The following is a 17,075-nucleotide window of genomic DNA, read 5'->3' as shown; positions in this document are numbered from 1 at the left end:
CAATTTGAATTTAAAAGGTAAACAAAAACGGTTTTTGCGTGCGCAGGCACACCATTTAAACCCAATCTTTTCCGTTGGTAAGAACGGGCTTAACCAAACTTGGCTGGCCCAGTTAGACGGTGCCCTTCAAAAGCGGGAACTCATCAAGATCAATTTACAGCAGAGTGCTGATGAAACGGTCGAAGAGGTTCAAGCTTATATTGAAAACAACACGCGGATCCAAGTGGTCCAAACGATTGGCCGGGTATTAGTCTTGTTCCAACCAGCATCAGAAGAGAAGTATCAGGATCTTTCATTACAAGTTAAAAAATTAGCGTAATCATTTTGAAGTTTGAAGTAAGGGGAAATCACGATGGTTAAGGTAGTCGAGCAAACGGCGACTAAGGTTGTGCAACAGTTAGCCGCTTCTGTCAGTAAGAAACGCATTGGTATTTTAGGAGGGACGTTCAATCCACCGCACGTGGGTCATTTGATCATGGCCGACCAAGTCATGACGCAGTTGGGACTTGATCGGGTACTGTTCATGCCGGACGCTAATCCGCCGCACGTTGATCGGAAAGTGGCAATTGATGCTGCTGACCGGGTCAAAATGGTAGCGGCTAGTATTGCCGACAACCCTAATTTTGGCATCGAACTAGCGGAGGTTCAGCGCGGCGGTATCAGCTACACGTATGACACGATGCTGGAATTGAAACGTAAGCATCCTGAAAATGAATACTACTTTATTATTGGCGGTGACATGGTCGATTATTTGCCAAAATGGCACCGGATCGACGATTTAGTTAAATTGGTACAATTCGTTGGTGTGCGACGCGGCAACTACCCGGTGTCATCTAAATACCCAATCCTGTGGGTTGATATTCCTTTAATTGATATTAGTTCATCCATGATCCGCAGCCGGATCAGACAGGGACAATCTATCAGGTACTTTGTGAAGGATTCAGTCGCAAAGTACATTAAGGAGCGACAGTTATATCATGAGTGAAGAAGTAACGTATACGGGTCGGTACACAGCTGATAGCCGTGACCAGCTATTGGCTAAAATTGAAAAACAGTTAAAGCCGGCGCGGTTTGCCCACGTTCAGCGCGTTGAACACACCGCGGTCAAGTTGGCGAAACAGTATGGTGCAAACGTTGAAAAGGCATCGATTGCCGGTTTGGTTCACGATTACGCCAAACAGCGTCCGGATGAAGACTTTATTGCGGCCATTCGTCACTATCAGCTAGATCCCGACTTGGTGAATTGGAACAATGCCATCTGGCACGGCCTGGTCGGTGCTGAACTGATCAAGAGCGAGCTGGGCATCTACGATGAAGAAATTTTGGATGCGGTGCGTTATCATACCACTGGTAACCGTTACATGACGACGTTAGCGCAGATTATTTACATGGCGGATTACATTGAGCCGGCTCGCGACTTCGATGGGGTTGAGCAGGCGCGTTTACTGACGTCACAAAGCCTTGAACTAGCAGTTGCGTATCAGACCAAGCATACCTTGATGTACCTATTAGAAAATAATCAACGGATTTATCCGAAAACGATTGATACTTACAACGCTTGGGTTCCCCAAAGCGGACTGAAAGATTAACGGAGGATTTTTAATGAATAGTAAAGATATTTTGGAAGTTGTTGTTAAAGCCGCTTCAGACAAGCGAGCAGAAGATATTGTTGCCTTAGATATGCAGCAGGTGAGTTTGATCACGGATTACTTCATGATCACTGACGCGACGTCTGGCCGTCAGGTTCAAGCGATTACTGATAATGTTCAGGAAGCTTGTGAAAAAGCCGGAATTGAAGTTAAACGGATCGAAGGCCGCAACGCTGCTCGCTGGGTCCTGATCGACCTCGGCGACGTGATGGTGCACGTGTTCCAAAAGGACGAACGGGCACATTACAATTTAGAAAAATTATGGTCAGAAGCACCGCTAGTTAACGTTGACGATTGGGTCGAAGCATGATCTATCAGACCTTTGCCAAACTATACGATGAGCTGTTTGACAGCGAGTTGTACCTTGAATGGCAATCATTTGTTGAACGGCGGGTTTTAGATAAACAGCAGCCGTTACTGGAATTGGCCTGCGGTGCTGGCCGGTTAGCCGTACTGTTAGCAAAGGACGGCTATAACGTGTCTGGTTTTGATCTGTCAGATGAAATGCTCAGTCTGGCTGATCAGCACGCCCGTGAGGCTGAGGTGACGTTACCGTTAATTGAAGGTAACATGCTGAATCTGAGTGATTTAGACACTTATCATACGGTGACCTGTTTTGCTGATTCCCTATGTTATCTGCCTGATGAAACTGCGCTGGCCACAACATTTGAGCAAGTTGCACGTCATCTAGATGATGATGGGCAATTTTTGTTTGACGTGATCTCGCCGCATCAAACCGATACCGTTTATCCGGGCTACATGTATAATTTCCGTGATACGAATCGGGCGTTCATGTGGTCCAGTGAAGCCGGCGACGAGCCCCATTCAGTTGACCATGATCTGACTTTTTTTACCTATAATGAGGCTAAGGACGCCTATGATGAAGTCGCTGAACTGCACCATGAACGGACCTACGAACTCGCTGTTTATCAACGGTTGCTGAAGGCTGCCGGCTTTAAGCAGGTTGAAGTGAGTGCTGATTTTGGTCAAGCCAGCGTGCAGGCTGATACGACGCGGTGGTTTTTTGTTTGCACTAAGTAAGATTATCGTCTGAGCTTGAGGGGGCGGCAGTATCGCAAAGATATTAGGAATCGTGGCAGAATATAATCCGTTTCATAATGGCCACGCTTACCAGCTTGATCAGGCCCAGAAGCGTGCTGACGCTGACGTGACCGTGGTTGTGATGAGCGGTAACTGGATGCAGCGCGGTGAACCGGCGTTATTGGACAAGTGGCAGCGGACAAAACTGGCACTGTCTGCGGGCGTTGATTTAGTTATTGAGCTGCCCTTTCAATTTGCCGTGCAGCCTGCCGATTTATTTGCGAAGGGTGCCGTGTTGTTACTATCGCAATTAGGCTGTACCAGCTTAGCGTTTGGTGCTGAACATCCGCAACTTAATTTTGCTAAGCTGGTCGCTAATCAGCCAGCGCATGCTGCTAGTCATTTTAAACGGTTCGATGAAACGTATCCCACACTGTTTAATGACTATCTCCAGTTACAAACTGGGCTGGATCTTCGGGCGTCTAACGATATCCTGGGATTTAGTTACGTGGCAGCTAATCAGCAGCTAAAGCAGCCACTGGAGATCCTACCCATTAAGAGGCAGGGCAGTGCTCATCAGGAGACCGCCATTGATACTGATGCGACGATTGCCAGTGGCGCGGCTATTCGCCAAGCGATAAAAAACGGCCAGCAATCAGCCGTTGACCAAATGGTGTCACCTGCAACGGCCACAGCATTACGGGAGGACCAGCAGGTGACCTGGGACGATTTTTGGCCGTACTTGAGGTATCAGATCCTTTCTACATCATTGGCTGACCTCCATGAGATCTATCAAATGAGCGAAGGCATTGAGTATCGACTGAAGCAGGCCGCACTGACTAGTCCAAACTTTGAACAGTTTTTGCGTGATGCTAAAACGAAACGATTTACCTATGCGCGGTTGCAGCGGCTCTGCGTGTATATTCTGCTGCAGGTCAACCGGGTGGAATTACCAACTGAGGTCAGATATGCGCGTGTGCTGGGTTTTAACAGTGTTGGGCAGCAACACTTAAGCCAGCTGAAAAAACGGTCAGAGCTACCGTTAATTTCCCGTGTATCCGATGATTGGATCAATGGTCCATACCGGCTGGATTATCAGGCTGGTTTGCTGCGTCAGATGGTGAGTGGTATCGATCAAGACCGACTGCGGCACGCCGTTATCGTTTAATTGAAATTGTTTGCCACGTGTCATGTAAATTCCCTTGACATCCCCACAAGCCATAGTTATAATAATAAAGTTGCGTTAGGAGGATACTGAATTGAAATTGTCGTTATCCGAGTTACAAAAAGAGTACCGGCATGAACCGCTTAAATTCGATGAGGCCCTGGATTTAAAAGCAGATCTGATGGAACGTTATCCGGATGAAGTGCTTGACGTAACCCCAGTTCACATCAGTGGGATGGTGAGTGTCGAAGATGGTGGCGATGCGTTGTTTTACGCGCACGTTAAGGCCACTATGACGGTTCCATCAACCCGTTCATTAACACCAGTTGAGCTACCAATGGCGTTTGACGTTACTGAGTTCTACGTTGCCTCACAGGCAGCCGTTGACCGGTACGAGAAGACCGATGTCGTTTTAGTGGTTGCCGATGACGTGATTGATGTGGACAAAGCAATTGCTGACAATCTGTTATTAAAGATTCCGATGCAAGTACTGACGAAGGCTGAACAGTCAGCTGATCAGTTACCCGAAGGCCACGGCTGGGAGGTAACGGTTGAAGGTGACAAAGAGGCCGATGAGTCAGATTCTAAAACTGTTGATCCACGTCTTGCTAAGTTGAAAAACTTCTTTGATGAGTCGTCGAAAGGCGATAAAAAGTAAGGCTTTAAAAATCTTTCACTAGTGGATAATTTTAAAAATAAGGAGGTGTTTCCATTGGCTGTACCAGCACGTAAAACTTCTAAGACGAAGAAACGTATGCGTCGAGGAAACATTAAGTTGCAAGTACCTAATTTGAGTGCTTGCCCAAACTGTGGTGAATTACGTAAATCACACGTTGTTTGCCCTAACTGCGGCTTCTATGATGGTCGTCAGGTTGTTAAGACTAACAACTAATTAATTAAAAAAGAAGTAGCCAAGAGAACCGCGGTCTCTGGCTGCTTCTTTTTTTGTACATATTTATAGACATTATCCGTGTGACGTTGTTAACGCGCAGATAATAACCGTATAAGCGCTTATGATAAATTTGTGAATAAGAAATACGGTACCAGGTTAGAATTAAGGACAGGGGTCTTTTTGACTGGATTTATGATTAGCCTAATTATTTGTTGAACTAACTATGCTTACAAATATAGGAAGTAATACACAATAAAAAAGCACCGGAGATGATCATTCATCTCCGGTGCTTCATTTTTAATGCAGTTTAATGACTAATGATTATTCCTTAGTAAAGTCAACAACCATCCGGCCAGTAATCTTACCAGCTTTCATTTCGTCAATGATGTCGTTGATTTCGCTCAAACGACGCGTCTTAACGATTGGGTGAACTAAGCCTTCAGCACCGAATTGGAAAGTCTCGGCTAAGTCTTGACGAGTCCCAACAAGTGAACCAGCCACTTGGATACCATCAAGAACAGTCTTAGCAATGTTTAACTTCATGTCACCTTGTGGTAAGGCAACGGCAACTAAACGGCCATCTGGACGAAGGGCGTTAACTGATTGAGAGAACGCTGCATCGTTAACAGCAGTAACTTGGGCAGTGTGAACACCACCAACTTGCTTCTGAATTTCTTCAGCAACGTTTTGAGTCTTACGGTTGATTAAGATATCAGCGCCACCATCTTTAGCAGCCTTTAACTTGTCAGGGTTACCATCAACGGCAACAACGTGTGCACCGAAGACGTGCTTAGCGTATTGAATAGCTAAGTTACCTAAACCACCGGCACCAACAACTTCAACCCATTGGCCGGGCTTAGTTTCGCCGACTTTAAGGGCTTTGTACATGGTAACACCGGCACAGGTTAAACTCGTTGCTTCAACGGGATCCAAGCCTTCTGGAACCTTAACGGCGTAGTTAGCATCAACAATAACTTGTTGTGCCATAGCACCGTCAACAGTGAAGCCAGAGTTCTTGACGTTACGGCAAAGTGTTTCGCGGCCAGTTAAGCAGTATTCACAGTGGCCACAGCCCTTGTAGAACCAAGCGATGGAGACACGGTCACCGATCTTTAAGTTTTCGACACCTTCACCAAGCTTAGAAACGATACCGACACCTTCGTGACCAATGATACGGCCAGGAACTTTACCAAAGTCACCAGCGGCAACGTGAAGGTCGGTGTGGCATAGGCCACAGTATTCAACGTCAACTAAAGCTTCACCATAGTTTAATGAGCGAAGTTTGACGTCCTTAATATCAACATACCCATCAACTGGGTCGCGTACAACAGCAGCTTTCATTATTCAATTACCTCTTTCGTTTATGTTTTCACAAGATTGCCTAAACAATTTGACAATGTTATTTAATCACATAACGACTAAAAATACAAGTGATTTTTTGAGCAATGATAATTTATTTCAAAAAAACAAATTTCCAAGAAAGCGGTTTACACCTTGAATCAAACTACTTTTCTAAGAATTTATAGTTTTTACTCAGGAAAAATTTATTTCACTAACTCACTAAATTTAGAATTTTCTGCATTGATTCACGTTAGATTCGCCAAATTTTAATTTATATAGTAAGATGTAAAAGTAATTTGATGGACTGTATGGTACACTATTAACGGTGTATCAGAAGTTATTCTGAACGAAAAAAGAAAATTATAAATAAGAGGAGTTCGTTAAAATGAGTCGAATTTTAATTATTGAAGATGAAAAAAACTTAGCTCGCTTTGTAGAGCTGGAATTAAAGCATGAAGGTTATGATACTGAAGTGCAGTTCAATGGCCGTACCGGGTTAGATGCTGCTTTAGCTGAAGACTTTGATGTGATTCTCCTGGATTTAATGCTGCCAGAACTTAACGGGATCGACGTTGCTCGCCGGATTCGTGAAGTTAAGAGTACGCCGATCATCATGATGACTGCCCGGGATTCCGTGATTGATCGGGTCTCCGGCTTTGATCATGGTGCTGATGACTACATTGTTAAGCCATTTGCGATTGAAGAACTCTTAGCTCGTGTTCGGGCCTTACTGCGTCGGATTCACATTGAAAGCGAACAAAAGGACTTTAAGCAGACCACTGTCACTTACAAGGATCTGACCATTGAAAAGGAAAACCGGGTGGTTCGCCGTGGCGATGAAGTCATTAACTTGACCAAGCGTGAATACGAACTGCTGTTGACTTTGATGGAGAACGTTAACGTTGTTTTGGCGCGTGACGTTTTGTTAAACAAGGTTTGGGGTTATGAGTCAGAAGTTGAAACTAACGTGGTCGATGTTTACGTCCGTTACTTACGGAATAAGATCGATCGACCAGGTGAAAAGAGTTACATTCAAACGGTTCGTGGTACTGGGTACGTGATGCGTTCATGAGTGAAACAGATAACCGGTTAGATGAAACAAATTTAAAAAAACGACATCGGTTATCGATGAAGTGGAAGTGGGCGCTGGGTAGTGCAACCGGCGTCTTTCTTATCTTTCTCGTTTTTTCGGTGCTGATGTTTCAAGGCTTATCAGGGGTGCTGCTGCAGCAGGAACGCAACCACGTCAGCAGCACGCTGGACACCGTCATTAGCCGGGTAGATAATCTGCAGGGTCACTTTACGGCCTCATCAGTCAACAGTGCCCTGCAGCCTAATTTGAATCAGCCCAGCGGTGCCATATCTGAGAAGGCCAATATTTATCAAAATTCGGTCATTACGGATCTTTCGCGAGACAGTACTGGAGTTTCCGTTTATAACGCGCAGAAGAAAGAAATCTTTAATTCCCGTAATACCCACCTTGATAACAATCAGTTAACCAAAAAGCGGGAAACCAAAATGCGGAAAACTGGTCATTTCGATGGGTTAGTTGGCCAAGCACCAATTTATGCGCAAGACAGTCACCGTTTGCTGGGTTACGTCCAAGTGACCAACGCGATGACGGAATATAAGGCAGCCCGTAACCGGTTTACCTTTATTCTGATCGTACTGGTCATCTCTGCAGTGTTTGTGGCTTCTATTTTCAGCTACTGTTTAGCAGACCTGTTGCTTAAACCCATTACTGGGCTTAACCAAACAATGCGCGCAGTGCGTTCGGATCCGCAGTCTGATGAGCGGGTAACCATCACGCGTCGAAATGATGAATTATCGGATCTGAGTGAACTATTTAACGATATGCTGGATCAGATGCAGCGTTATATTGATCAGCAGCAGCAGTTCGTGGGGGATGTTTCCCACGAGTTGCGGACACCGGTGGCCGTTATTCAAGGACACATTGAAATGCTGCAGCGGTGGGGGAAAGATGATCCGGAAGTCTTAAACGAGTCACTTTCTGCCGCCATGCAGGAATCTAAACGGATGCAAAGTCTGGTCACGGAAATGCTGGATCTGACCCGGGCAGAACAGATTGAAGTGACGTTGAACCATGAAACGTCAGACATTAAAGAAGTTGTTAACCAGGTTTTCAACGACTTTAAGATGATTCACCCGGACTTTACCTTTATTTTGGATGACGATGTCAAACGGCACGCTTATTCACAAATTTATCGGAACCATCTGGAACAGATCTTGATCATTTTGCTGGACAATGCCGTTAAATATTCGGTGAAACGAAAGGAGATCCACCTCTCCTTGTCTTCCAGCGGTCACGTGGCACAAATTGCCGTGCAAGACTTTGGTGAAGGTATCTCAGAAGAAAACCGAAAACGGGTCTTCAACCGCTTTTACCGCGTGGATAAGGCTCGCAGCCGCAACAAGGGCGGTAACGGGTTAGGGCTTTCTATCGCTAAACGGTTGGTAGAGGCCTATCACGGTAAGATCAGTATTGAAAGTGCGCTGGGTTATGGGTCGATCTTCCAAATTGAGTTGCCATTAATTTCAGAAGAGATTAAAATCCAACTCGATCACGCTAAGGAAGAAGACGAAGAAGAACGGACGGTCAGTGATCCTCTGGCAACTAATCTGGGGGCTGACCCGAGTTCATCAGACTCATCAGCTATTCCGGGGGTCTATCGGGCTAGTGAACAACCCCATTCTGACCTATCTGATCCTGACAAACAGCAATCAGATGACGATGATTCTAAATAATACTAGTGAGTTTTAACGCAACCAAAACGGGCTCTAGAATCAGAGAACCCGTTTTTAATGTGGCGTTAAATCGTGCAGTAGAGATTCAAATCGTGTTAACATATTTAATGAGCTATTGGTAGATTGGAGTGAACAAAATGGCAACGATTATGAATTGGTTTGCTCATCTCAAACAAGTTGGTCGATTTTTACTGAAGCACAAGTGGTTATTGACTTTAGTAGGGGTGCTAGTGGTTGGACTGTCGGTTTATAGCTTTCAGCAGTACCAATTGCATCAGCGCGAGGTTCAGACCCAACGACAATTGACCCGGGCAATCAAGAGTTTCAAACATCAAAAGCGGTTGCTGGCTACCCGGCAGCAGCAAGGACTAGCACACGCGCAAACGGTGCCACAGAATCCCCAGCGCCCCATTTTGTTACTGCATGGTTTTGGGGGTTCTTATAATTCAGAAAAATACATTATCGCCAGTCTTCATCAGACGCACTTAGTTAAGCAGCAGTTAATGGTTTACGTTGATAAACATAGTCACGTTCATCTGATGGGCAAATATCATCCAACCGCTGCCCACAAAGAAGTTATTCCGATCGTGATCAAGAACAATCATGCGGGTGAATTTTATTACAGTGCCATGCTAGCTAAGATCATGCCTGAACTTAATCGGAAATATCATATTAAAGACTATGATGCGGTTGGCCACTCGATGGGATCGTACGCGTGGGTGAACTATTTTGAAACTCATCCTAACCAGGTTAGTCAGATCAAACCGCATCGGCTAGTAACGATTGCCGGACCATTTGATGGCATTTTGAACCGGCATAAGTCAGACCAGCCAGCTGCAAATACGCGTGTTGGTCGCTTATGGGATGACTATGTTGGTCAGAATGTCTTGAGAAAAAATGGCCGTCCTAAAATCGAACGTCCGGAATTTAAGCATCTTTTAAAGAACAGTCACCGCTTACCGGCTAACCTGAAAATCTTAAATATTTATGGCAATCTCAAAGATGGTTCTGATAGTGATGGTCTGGTGACAACGACGAGTGCGCGGTCATTAAGGTACTTAGTCAACACCAGTCACGTTAAGATCAGCTATCGGGAAAGACAAGTTACCGGCCCGAACGCGCAACACAGCCGGTTACACTTTAATAATTTAAAAGTTGACCGTTTAATTAATGACTTTTTGCTGTATTGATCATTAAGGATGGGTAATCAATGGTGGTGAATGATTTCTTATTATGGATTTTATAAACAGAAAGCGTCACTCTTTAACGGCAAATGACCACGATAATTGGCATCCGCTACGTGACCCGCAACCGGTTAAGAAGCGCAAACGAATTGTTTGGCTAGACATCGCTAAGGGGATCGGGATGTTTGCAGTGGTTTGCGGGCATAATTTGAAATCATATGTTGAGCAAAATCCAGACAGCCGATACTTATATAATTTCGTTTATTGGTGGCATATGCCACTATTTTTCTTGATTAGTGGTTTTTTCTTAAAGCCCATTAACTTACAGGATATCCAAAAGGTGACGGCATTTCTTAAAAAAAGGGTCGTCCCGATACTAAAGAGTTACTTTCTTGCCGGTATATTATTGATCATTGCGTATAAGTTTATTCATAATAAGTCAATTACACGCAGTATGACCTATGTGCTTGACCTCTTTTACGGCGGTCAGGCGTTACGTCATTACACCACTATTTTCTGGTACCCGGAGACCTATATTCTGGGAATCATTGGGACTACCGTGATCATTAGTCTCATTCGATTGAGGCCTTTACAGCTGATTATTGCTGGTTATTTTGTCTATTGGTCTACCAGTTATGTTAAATTGACAGAATTTCACTTTTTCGGTGTGGTGACAGCGCCTTGGGACATGGATGTGGCCGTACTGGTGATGGCCTATATGCTGATTGGCTATAACCTGTTTCACTTTTGTAAGAATTATTTGATTAAGGGGTACGTTTTTTTACCTTCAGCAGTCGTGGTTGGTTATTTGTTTCTGCAACTAAAATCGGGAAAACTTTCTTTTGATTTGTTCATGCGCAGTCATCAACTTTCTGGTGCTTACGAAAATGTGCCAGTCACTCATGCGCAATTAGCGTTAATGGTTGGGATCATTCCAGTTCTTTGTACCCTGGTGGTTTTTGGAATTAGTCGAATCATTGCTTATCCCTTAAGGTTCACAAGCCCACGGGCAAAAATTATCTTGTCACCACTTGTGTTCATCACCGAAACGTTATTCGTCATGGGCAGGCACTCCCTGATTATTATGTATATGCATAAAATGGTTCTAAACGTTGTGAAACGGACTCAGCTGACGGATTCATTTTGGTTACAGGTGCTCATTGCAACGGCAGTACCACTAATCGCGGGGATTCTTTATCGCCGATTTCAGCGTACCAAAGCCGGTAAATGGCAATGGCATGATTTGATTAATTGGCTGAAGCAAAGACACCAAGCAAACGACAAACTGTAATGATAATAGCTAGAGATTGCTAATATTAACGGGCAAAAATAATTCCTCAAAATTCAGGAAGTTGTTTTTGCCCGTTTAAATTTCAGACTTCTCTGATCATTGCAGCCGTTGATTGAGATTCTTTTGATTCCCTTAATTTTTGATTTTTGAATGTCGTCAAGCTTAAAAATTACGTATAGTATTTGTATATTCAAAGACCTATTCGTAGATCGGAGTGACGAAAATGACAATGATGCATTGTCCAAACTGTGGCCACTCAATTCCGGCAGGATCAATCTTCTGTCCGGATTGCGGTGCCCACTTAACTGAAGAAAATGACAGTCCAACTTCATCTCGCCTGACCCAGACTGACCAGGCTGATGGGGCACAATTGCGACGGTCAAGACGGCCAGCCGATACCTGGCAGCGACGCTTGATCCCTAATGTGGCACACCTTAAACGGGTTGGCTACTTCATGGTGAATAACGGTTGGTTCCTACTGGTCGTTTACGTGGCCAGCCTCGTGTTGAATCACTGGCGCTGGGAAATCTTCGGCTTGTTTATTCTGATTAACTATTTGTTTCCGCTACTCACTGGCAAAACAGCATTTTTAAGTCCTAAAAACCAGCCGGAGTCGAATGATAAACCAAATGATCAACCAGTGAGCGAGCCTGAACCAGCAGCTAGGGTACAGTCTAAACCAAGGATTGAGCCAACGCAGAATCAGAAAGTATCTAAGCGAGGTCGTTTTCATTTTGCTTCGAATTTAGAATTTAAAACTGGCAGTATCCTGATCATTCCCAGCTTAATTGGCTATTTAATTGCTAGGCAGGTGATGACTAAGCGTGGCATTCAGACTGCTCAAATCTTTAATCAAACTAACTTAGGCATCACGGCTGACGTTTATTTCATTGGGCTAGGCGTTTTAGGAATTGCGACTGCAATGGTGATTGGTGGCTTAATGAAGTCAGTGATTCATCATCAATTTGGCGGTCAGCGGTTGAAGCGCTGGGGGATCATTACCGCTATTGTGACGATGCTATTAGCCTTAGCGATGTATCAAAATGGTGTTGCAACGACCGCAACTCTGAGTGTGATCAGTACCATTGGCGCGGTTTTATTGCCGTTCTTGCCTTGGCTGGCCGTGATCTTCTATGGACTTGGCATTGTTAAAAATCTAATCACACCGCAAAAAATGCCTTAAAAAAAACTTCCCTAGTTTTAGGGAAGTTTTTTTAAACTCAAAATTAATTTAATGGTGACGCTGTTTACCAGCATTGCGGTTTCGATTGCGCTTATCTTGAGAAACGGTGCTGGGCTTTGGTGTGGTAGCAGCTGTTGCAGCCGGCTGGGCGGCAACGACTGGTTTTGGCTTAACCACTTTAGGCGGATTCTTTTTCATTTCGGCTTCAATTTCGCGACGAATCCGTGGCCGGTATAAGTTGATGATCAGCGTTTGGACACAGGCGAAGATTCCACCAATGAAGAAGTAAAGGCCTAAACCAGCGGAGGTCGAAATCGTGAAGAACAGGATCATAACCGGACTGACTATCATGGTCATGCGCATGGCCTTACGTTGGTCAGCAGGCATCCCAATCATTGAGAGGTAACCTTGCAGCAGATAGGCCAAGAAAGATAAAATGGCCAGTAGAATTGAAGATTTCCCCAGTGGAATTCCCATGAAGGTTGACGATGACAGCTCTGGTGAATATTGAATGGCAGCGTACAAAGCCGCAAAAATTGGCATTTGAATCAGCAATGGTAAACAACCGATCCCACCAGTCATACTAATGCCGTTTTGGCTATAAAGTGCCATCATTTCTTGACCGGCGGCGTTCTTTTCTTCTTGGGTTGTAGCGGTCTTTTGCCGGTTTTGAATTTCAGTCATTTGTGGTTTGATGGCTGAAATCTTTTCTTGTTGGACCGTGGAAGTACGTAATTGACGCACCATCAGTGGTAACAAGACCATTCGAACGACCACCGTCACGACAATGATGGCCCAGCCATATGAATGGCCTAACATGTTGGCTAACCATTCCATGACATGCTGTCCAGGGACAGCGAGGTAATCATACACGATACCGTATGGTTTACCGCTCTTCGTTCGTTGCACACAACCGCTTAGTATTAGGAGCAGTGCACTTAGCGCAAGTCCTAATTGTACAGGCTTTTTTGATTTCATTTACTAATATTCAATTCCCTTCTAAACAAATTCGTCATTATAATATAGTAGCTAATTTCCCTAACGATGACAACAGGTTAAATCTTACTTGATATGAAGGGCTTTTTCAATCAGTAATAGTAAATTTTTTAAAGTCTTCAACATTTTTAGGGGTCACCGTCAGATGACTGACTTTGGCGTAGGGAGTTGGCGAATGCTTCAAAGCTTCAATAAAAGCGTTGAAACTGGTTTCGTCAGCCTGCGCCCGCACCGTCACTGAGCCGTCGATCTCATTTTTGACCCAGCCCACGATGTGCATCCGGTTGGCTAAATGGGCAGTGGTCCAGCGAAAGCCGACGCCTTGGACCCGGCCGTGAATTGAAATTATCGCAGATTCCATCATTGCACCCCCTAATCGTGATATTATGGATAATAGTAACAAAAATCGGAAAGAAGAGGCAATTCATGATCGAAGAAATTACATCAACTCAAAACGCAAAGGTAAAAAAGTGGCAGCATTTAACCACTAAGAAAGGTCATCAAAAGTTTCACCAATACTTGGTAGAAGGCTGGCACATTGTTTCTGACGCCTTAGCCGCAGAACAGCCAGTGGTCCAAATCATCGCGACTGGCGAACAGCTTGATGCCCATCAAAGAGAACTGCCGGAAAACATTGAAACGTTTGAGATCACCCCAGAGATTGCCAAAAAACTATCCGACACGGTTACCCCACAAGGAATTTTTGCCGTGATGGATATTTTGGCAAGCGAAACGATCGACCCCGAAACCGCAACGGGCGCCTGGTTATTATTGGACCGCATTCAAGATCCTGGTAACATTGGTACGATGGTACGGACGGCTGACGCGGCTGGTTTTAGGGGCGTCGTTTTTGGTAACGGTACTTCTAGCCGCTACACACCAAAAGTTGTCCGGGCCATGCAGGGCAGTCAATTTCATATTGATCTGACCCACGGTAACCTGGAAGACTGGGTCAAAGCTTTAGAGGCTCGGCAAATTCCAGTGTATGGTTCAGCATTAAATGATCAGGCTGAGGATTACAGTACGGTAACCCCACAGGCTGATTTTGGACTGATCTTAGGTAATGAAGGACAGGGGATGTCTGAACGGCTGATGACCCAAACGACAACTAACCTGTACATTCCCATCAAGGGCCAGGCAGAATCGTTAAACGTTGCGGTTGCCGCTGGTATACTCATGTTTAAGTTAAACCAAAAACTGGCTTAAATTACCGGTTTTGAGGGTATTTTGCTTGCAATCTTTGATTACATTCAGTATAGTTTACACAGAATAAACTTACAAAAAGTAAAGGAAGCGTTGTATGACACGAAATGATTGGCAAAAAGATTCAGATTATATTGCTCTAGTCGGTGATCTGTTGGCTAAGCCAGAAGTTCAAAAACTGGCTAATTATACCCAGCACCACCACTCCAATCGGTTGGACCATTCCATTTCCGTTTCTTATGAGAGCTATTTGATCGCTAAAAAGCATCATTTGAACGTTCGTGCCACTGCACGGGCAGGGTTGCTACACGATTTATTTTACTATGACTGGCGGACCACTAAGTTTAACTTAGGTTCGCACGCTTTCATTCATCCACGAGTAGCTTTACGAAACGCAGAAAAGCTCACTGAACTGAGCCCGATGGAAAAAGATATTATTCTGAAGCATATGTGGGGTGCGACAGCCGCACTGCCAAAATACCGCGAGAGTGTGATCGTGAGTCTAGTCGATGATCGACAAGCAGTCGTTGAATTCATGTCGCCCATGAGAAAACGGGTCATGGATTGGCGCAAGCGCAATGTTGACCGAGTATTGAATTTGTTGGAAAAATAAGGTTGGTATAAATTAGGGGTGTTGAAATGGACCAAGTCGTTAACAAGACCGTAGATGCTGCTCAATTCGAGCTTTGTCCGAAATTTGAGTGGACATTTTCAATCTTAGGGAAAAAATGGAACGGTCTTATTATTGATGTATTGTTAAACCTTGGACCACAACGGTTTAAAGACATCGCTAATAAGGTAAGCAAGTGTTCCGATCGGGTGTTAGTTGAACGTTTGAAAGAATTGGAAGCTGACGGTATCGTTATGCGCAAGACCTACCGCAACTCAGCGTTGATTGAGTACGCGCTGACGCAAAAGGGGCAAGATTTAGCAGACGTGATGCGGTCAGTGCATGGCTGGTCAGAAAAATGGTGTGATAATCAAACGGCACCTAAGGTTGACCAATGCCATCAACCGCTGTAAACTAGTGATTGTGCAAATTGAACAAATGCAATGATGAGAGATTAGTAATTCTGATGCCATCACAGCGACGCGGATACTATGGTGGAAATCCGTGGTTGGCTAGGAATGAATTCACTTTTTGAGCAGAGGTTGGGCGTTACTGAGGTAACAAAAGATCTTCCGGTTAATTAACCGTTATTAAATTACCGAGTGTACTTTTATTAAAGTAAACAAGGGTGGTACCGCGAAAGCTTCGTCCCTTTATATTGGGGACGGAGTTTTTTTATTTTGTTAAGGAGGGTCAGACATGACACTGAGAGACGATCTGGAAAAGATCCGGCAAGAACGAGAGAAAAATATTAAAGACGTGGGTGATCTGAAAAAATTAGACGCCTTGCGAGTTGAGTTATTAGGTAAAAAGGGCCCCATTACGCAGGCACTTCGAGGGATGCGTAATTTGTCAGCCGACGAACGGCCTAAGTTTGGTCAATTTGCTAACAGCGTCAGAGATGAATTGCAATCAGCCATTGAAACGCGGCGTGATGAATTAAAAAAAGCGCTGTTAAATAAGCAGCTGCAAAACGAAACCATCGACGTGACGTTACCCGGTAAGCCAGTTGCCCAAGGGCAGCCGCACGTGATCCAACAAATTATCGACCAAATTGAAGACCTCTTTATCGGGATGGGCTATCAAGTCTTATCTGGTCCCGAAGTTGAAGAAGATAAATATAACTTTGAAATGATGAACTTACCCAAAGATCACCCAGCCCGTGATATGCAGGATACGTTCTACATCACCAAAGAAATTCTGATGCGGACGCAGACTTCACCAATGCAGGCGCGGACTTTGGAAAAGCACGATTTCAGCAAGGGCCCGCTAAAGATGATCTCACCCGGAGTTGTTTACCGTCGGGATACCGATGATCCGACCCACTCCCATCAATTCCATCAAGTGGAAGGAATTGTGATCGATAAGCATATTACTATGGCTGATCTGAAGGGCACCTTGGAATTAATTGCCCACGAACTGTTCGGTGACCGGTTTGATATCCGCTTACGGCCAAGTTACTTCCCATTCACGGAGCCTTCCGTTGAAGCTGATATCACCTGCTTTAACTGTGGCGGTAAAGGCTGTGCGGTCTGCAAGTACACGGGCTGGATCGAAGTTTTAGGTGCTGGTATGGTGCATCCAAACGTTCTCGAAATGGCTGGGGTCGACTCAGAAGTTTACGGTGGTTTCGCCTTTGGTGTTGGTCCAGACCGGTTTGCAATGCTGAAATATGGTGTGGACGATATCAGAAACTTCTACTTAAATGATGTTCGCTTCCTCACTCAATTCTCAAAGAAAGGATAATCAGCTAA

At 44.6% G+C, this 17,075-nt stretch carries 20 protein-coding genes and 1 other annotated feature; of the genes, 17 read left to right on the top strand and 3 right to left on the bottom strand.

All coding sequences use genetic code 11. The features are described 5' to 3' along the window. Positions 1-4 precede the first annotated feature (4 nt). The 8 genes from yhbY to rpmF all read left to right on the top strand — a co-directional run bounded on the left by yhbY (position 5) and on the right by rpmF (position 4,747). The gene (gene yhbY / locus CES79_RS06180) at positions 5-319 is read left to right on the top strand and encodes a ribosome assembly RNA-binding protein YhbY (RefSeq protein WP_089136632.1); all 315 of its coding nucleotides are present in this window, start codon (positions 5-7) and stop codon (positions 317-319) included. Positions 320-352: 33 nt separating this feature from the next. Further along, positions 353-985, top strand: a complete 633-nt coding sequence (locus tag CES79_RS06175) for a nicotinate-nucleotide adenylyltransferase (protein ID WP_089136631.1) — start codon at positions 353-355, stop codon at positions 983-985. Further along, a complete protein-coding gene (gene yqeK, locus CES79_RS06170) occupies positions 978-1,589 on the top strand; it encodes a bis(5'-nucleosyl)-tetraphosphatase (symmetrical) YqeK (protein WP_089136630.1) in 612 nt (203 codons plus the stop codon). Before CES79_RS06175 ends, yqeK begins: the two co-directional genes overlap by 8 nt. A gap of 13 nt (positions 1,590-1,602) precedes the next feature. Continuing rightward, complete coding sequence (rsfS, locus tag CES79_RS06165) at positions 1,603-1,959, top strand: ribosome silencing factor (RefSeq protein WP_054655001.1); 357 nt, start codon at positions 1,603-1,605, stop codon at positions 1,957-1,959. After that, complete coding sequence (locus tag CES79_RS06160) at positions 1,956-2,690, top strand: class I SAM-dependent DNA methyltransferase (RefSeq protein WP_089136629.1); 735 nt, start codon at positions 1,956-1,958, stop codon at positions 2,688-2,690. Before rsfS ends, CES79_RS06160 begins: the two co-directional genes overlap by 4 nt. Positions 2,691-2,721: 31 nt before the next feature. Further along, the gene (locus CES79_RS06155; protein WP_089136628.1) at positions 2,722-3,858 is read left to right on the top strand and encodes a nucleotidyltransferase; all 1,137 of its coding nucleotides are present in this window, start codon (positions 2,722-2,724) and stop codon (positions 3,856-3,858) included. Positions 3,859-3,949: 91 nt separating this feature from the next. Further along, entirely contained in the window at positions 3,950-4,513 is a 564-nt protein-coding gene (locus CES79_RS06150) for a DUF177 domain-containing protein (protein ID WP_054655003.1), read from the top strand. Between the two features lie 54 nt (positions 4,514-4,567). Next, on the top strand, positions 4,568-4,747 hold the full coding sequence (rpmF, locus tag CES79_RS06145; RefSeq protein WP_054655005.1) for a 50S ribosomal protein L32: 180 nt from the start codon (positions 4,568-4,570) through the stop codon (positions 4,745-4,747). 321 nt (positions 4,748-5,068) lie between these two features. Here rpmF and adhP read toward each other — a convergent pair whose 3' ends face one another. Then, a complete protein-coding gene (gene adhP, locus CES79_RS06140; RefSeq protein ID WP_054655007.1) occupies positions 5,069-6,088 on the bottom strand; it encodes an alcohol dehydrogenase AdhP in 1,020 nt (339 codons plus the stop codon). A 385-nt stretch (positions 6,089-6,473) separates the two neighbouring features. Here adhP and CES79_RS06135 point away from each other — a divergent pair, with 385 nt between their 5' ends. From CES79_RS06135 to CES79_RS06115, 5 genes are all read left to right on the top strand, one after another. Next, complete coding sequence (locus tag CES79_RS06135) at positions 6,474-7,160, top strand: response regulator transcription factor (RefSeq protein WP_054655009.1); 687 nt, start codon at positions 6,474-6,476, stop codon at positions 7,158-7,160. Then, on the top strand, positions 7,157-8,854 hold the full coding sequence (locus CES79_RS06130; protein WP_089136627.1) for a HAMP domain-containing sensor histidine kinase: 1,698 nt from the start codon (positions 7,157-7,159) through the stop codon (positions 8,852-8,854). Before CES79_RS06135 ends, CES79_RS06130 begins: the two co-directional genes overlap by 4 nt. 137 nt (positions 8,855-8,991) lie before the next feature. Further along, positions 8,992-10,044 carry an alpha/beta hydrolase gene (locus tag CES79_RS06125; RefSeq protein ID WP_054655011.1) on the top strand — a complete coding sequence of 351 codons (1,053 nt, stop codon included), beginning with the start codon at positions 8,992-8,994 and terminating at the stop codon, positions 10,042-10,044. A 43-nt stretch (positions 10,045-10,087) separates the two neighbouring features. Continuing rightward, on the top strand, positions 10,088-11,329 hold the full coding sequence (locus CES79_RS06120) for an acyltransferase family protein (RefSeq protein WP_089136626.1): 1,242 nt from the start codon (positions 10,088-10,090) through the stop codon (positions 11,327-11,329). 223 nt (positions 11,330-11,552) lie between these two features. Then, positions 11,553-12,512 (top strand): zinc ribbon domain-containing protein, encoded by a 960-nt coding sequence (locus CES79_RS06115; RefSeq protein WP_089136625.1) that lies wholly within the window; start codon positions 11,553-11,555, stop codon positions 12,510-12,512. 48 nt (positions 12,513-12,560) lie between these two features. Here the strand turns inward: CES79_RS06115 and yidC are convergent, their stop codons facing one another. Together yidC and CES79_RS06105 are read right to left on the bottom strand one after the other, a co-directional pair. After that, a complete protein-coding gene (yidC, locus tag CES79_RS06110) occupies positions 12,561-13,490 on the bottom strand; it encodes a membrane protein insertase YidC (protein WP_089136624.1) in 930 nt (309 codons plus the stop codon). A 106-nt stretch (positions 13,491-13,596) separates the two neighbouring features. Continuing rightward, complete coding sequence (locus tag CES79_RS06105; RefSeq protein WP_089136623.1) at positions 13,597-13,869, bottom strand: acylphosphatase; 273 nt, start codon at positions 13,867-13,869, stop codon at positions 13,597-13,599. 68 nt (positions 13,870-13,937) lie between these two features. Here CES79_RS06105 and CES79_RS06100 point away from each other — a divergent pair, with 68 nt between their 5' ends. The 4 genes from CES79_RS06100 (at position 13,938) to pheS (ending at position 17,067) form a co-directional block, all read left to right on the top strand. Continuing rightward, positions 13,938-14,714, top strand: coding sequence for a TrmH family RNA methyltransferase (locus CES79_RS06100; protein WP_089136670.1), 777 nt, complete (start codon positions 13,938-13,940; stop codon positions 14,712-14,714). A gap of 94 nt (positions 14,715-14,808) precedes the next feature. Continuing rightward, positions 14,809-15,324, top strand: a complete 516-nt coding sequence (locus CES79_RS06095; RefSeq protein ID WP_054655025.1) for an HD domain-containing protein — start codon at positions 14,809-14,811, stop codon at positions 15,322-15,324. A 26-nt stretch (positions 15,325-15,350) separates the two neighbouring features. After that, positions 15,351-15,734 carry a winged helix-turn-helix transcriptional regulator gene (locus CES79_RS06090; RefSeq protein ID WP_054655027.1) on the top strand — a complete coding sequence of 128 codons (384 nt, stop codon included), beginning with the start codon at positions 15,351-15,353 and terminating at the stop codon, positions 15,732-15,734. 21 nt (positions 15,735-15,755) lie between these two features. Next, positions 15,756-15,977, top strand: a binding site (T-box leader). Between the two features lie 43 nt (positions 15,978-16,020). Next, the gene (pheS, locus tag CES79_RS06085; RefSeq protein ID WP_089136622.1) at positions 16,021-17,067 is read left to right on the top strand and encodes a phenylalanine--tRNA ligase subunit alpha; all 1,047 of its coding nucleotides are present in this window, start codon (positions 16,021-16,023) and stop codon (positions 17,065-17,067) included. The last annotated feature ends 8 nt before the right edge of the window (positions 17,068-17,075 follow it).

It is taken from the genome of Secundilactobacillus silagei JCM 19001, from assembly GCF_002217945.1.
GTDB lineage: Bacteria > Bacillota > Bacilli > Lactobacillales > Lactobacillaceae > Secundilactobacillus > Secundilactobacillus silagei.
The sequence above is the reverse complement of the archived record's forward strand: the minus strand, read 5'-3'. Positions and strand labels throughout refer to the sequence as shown.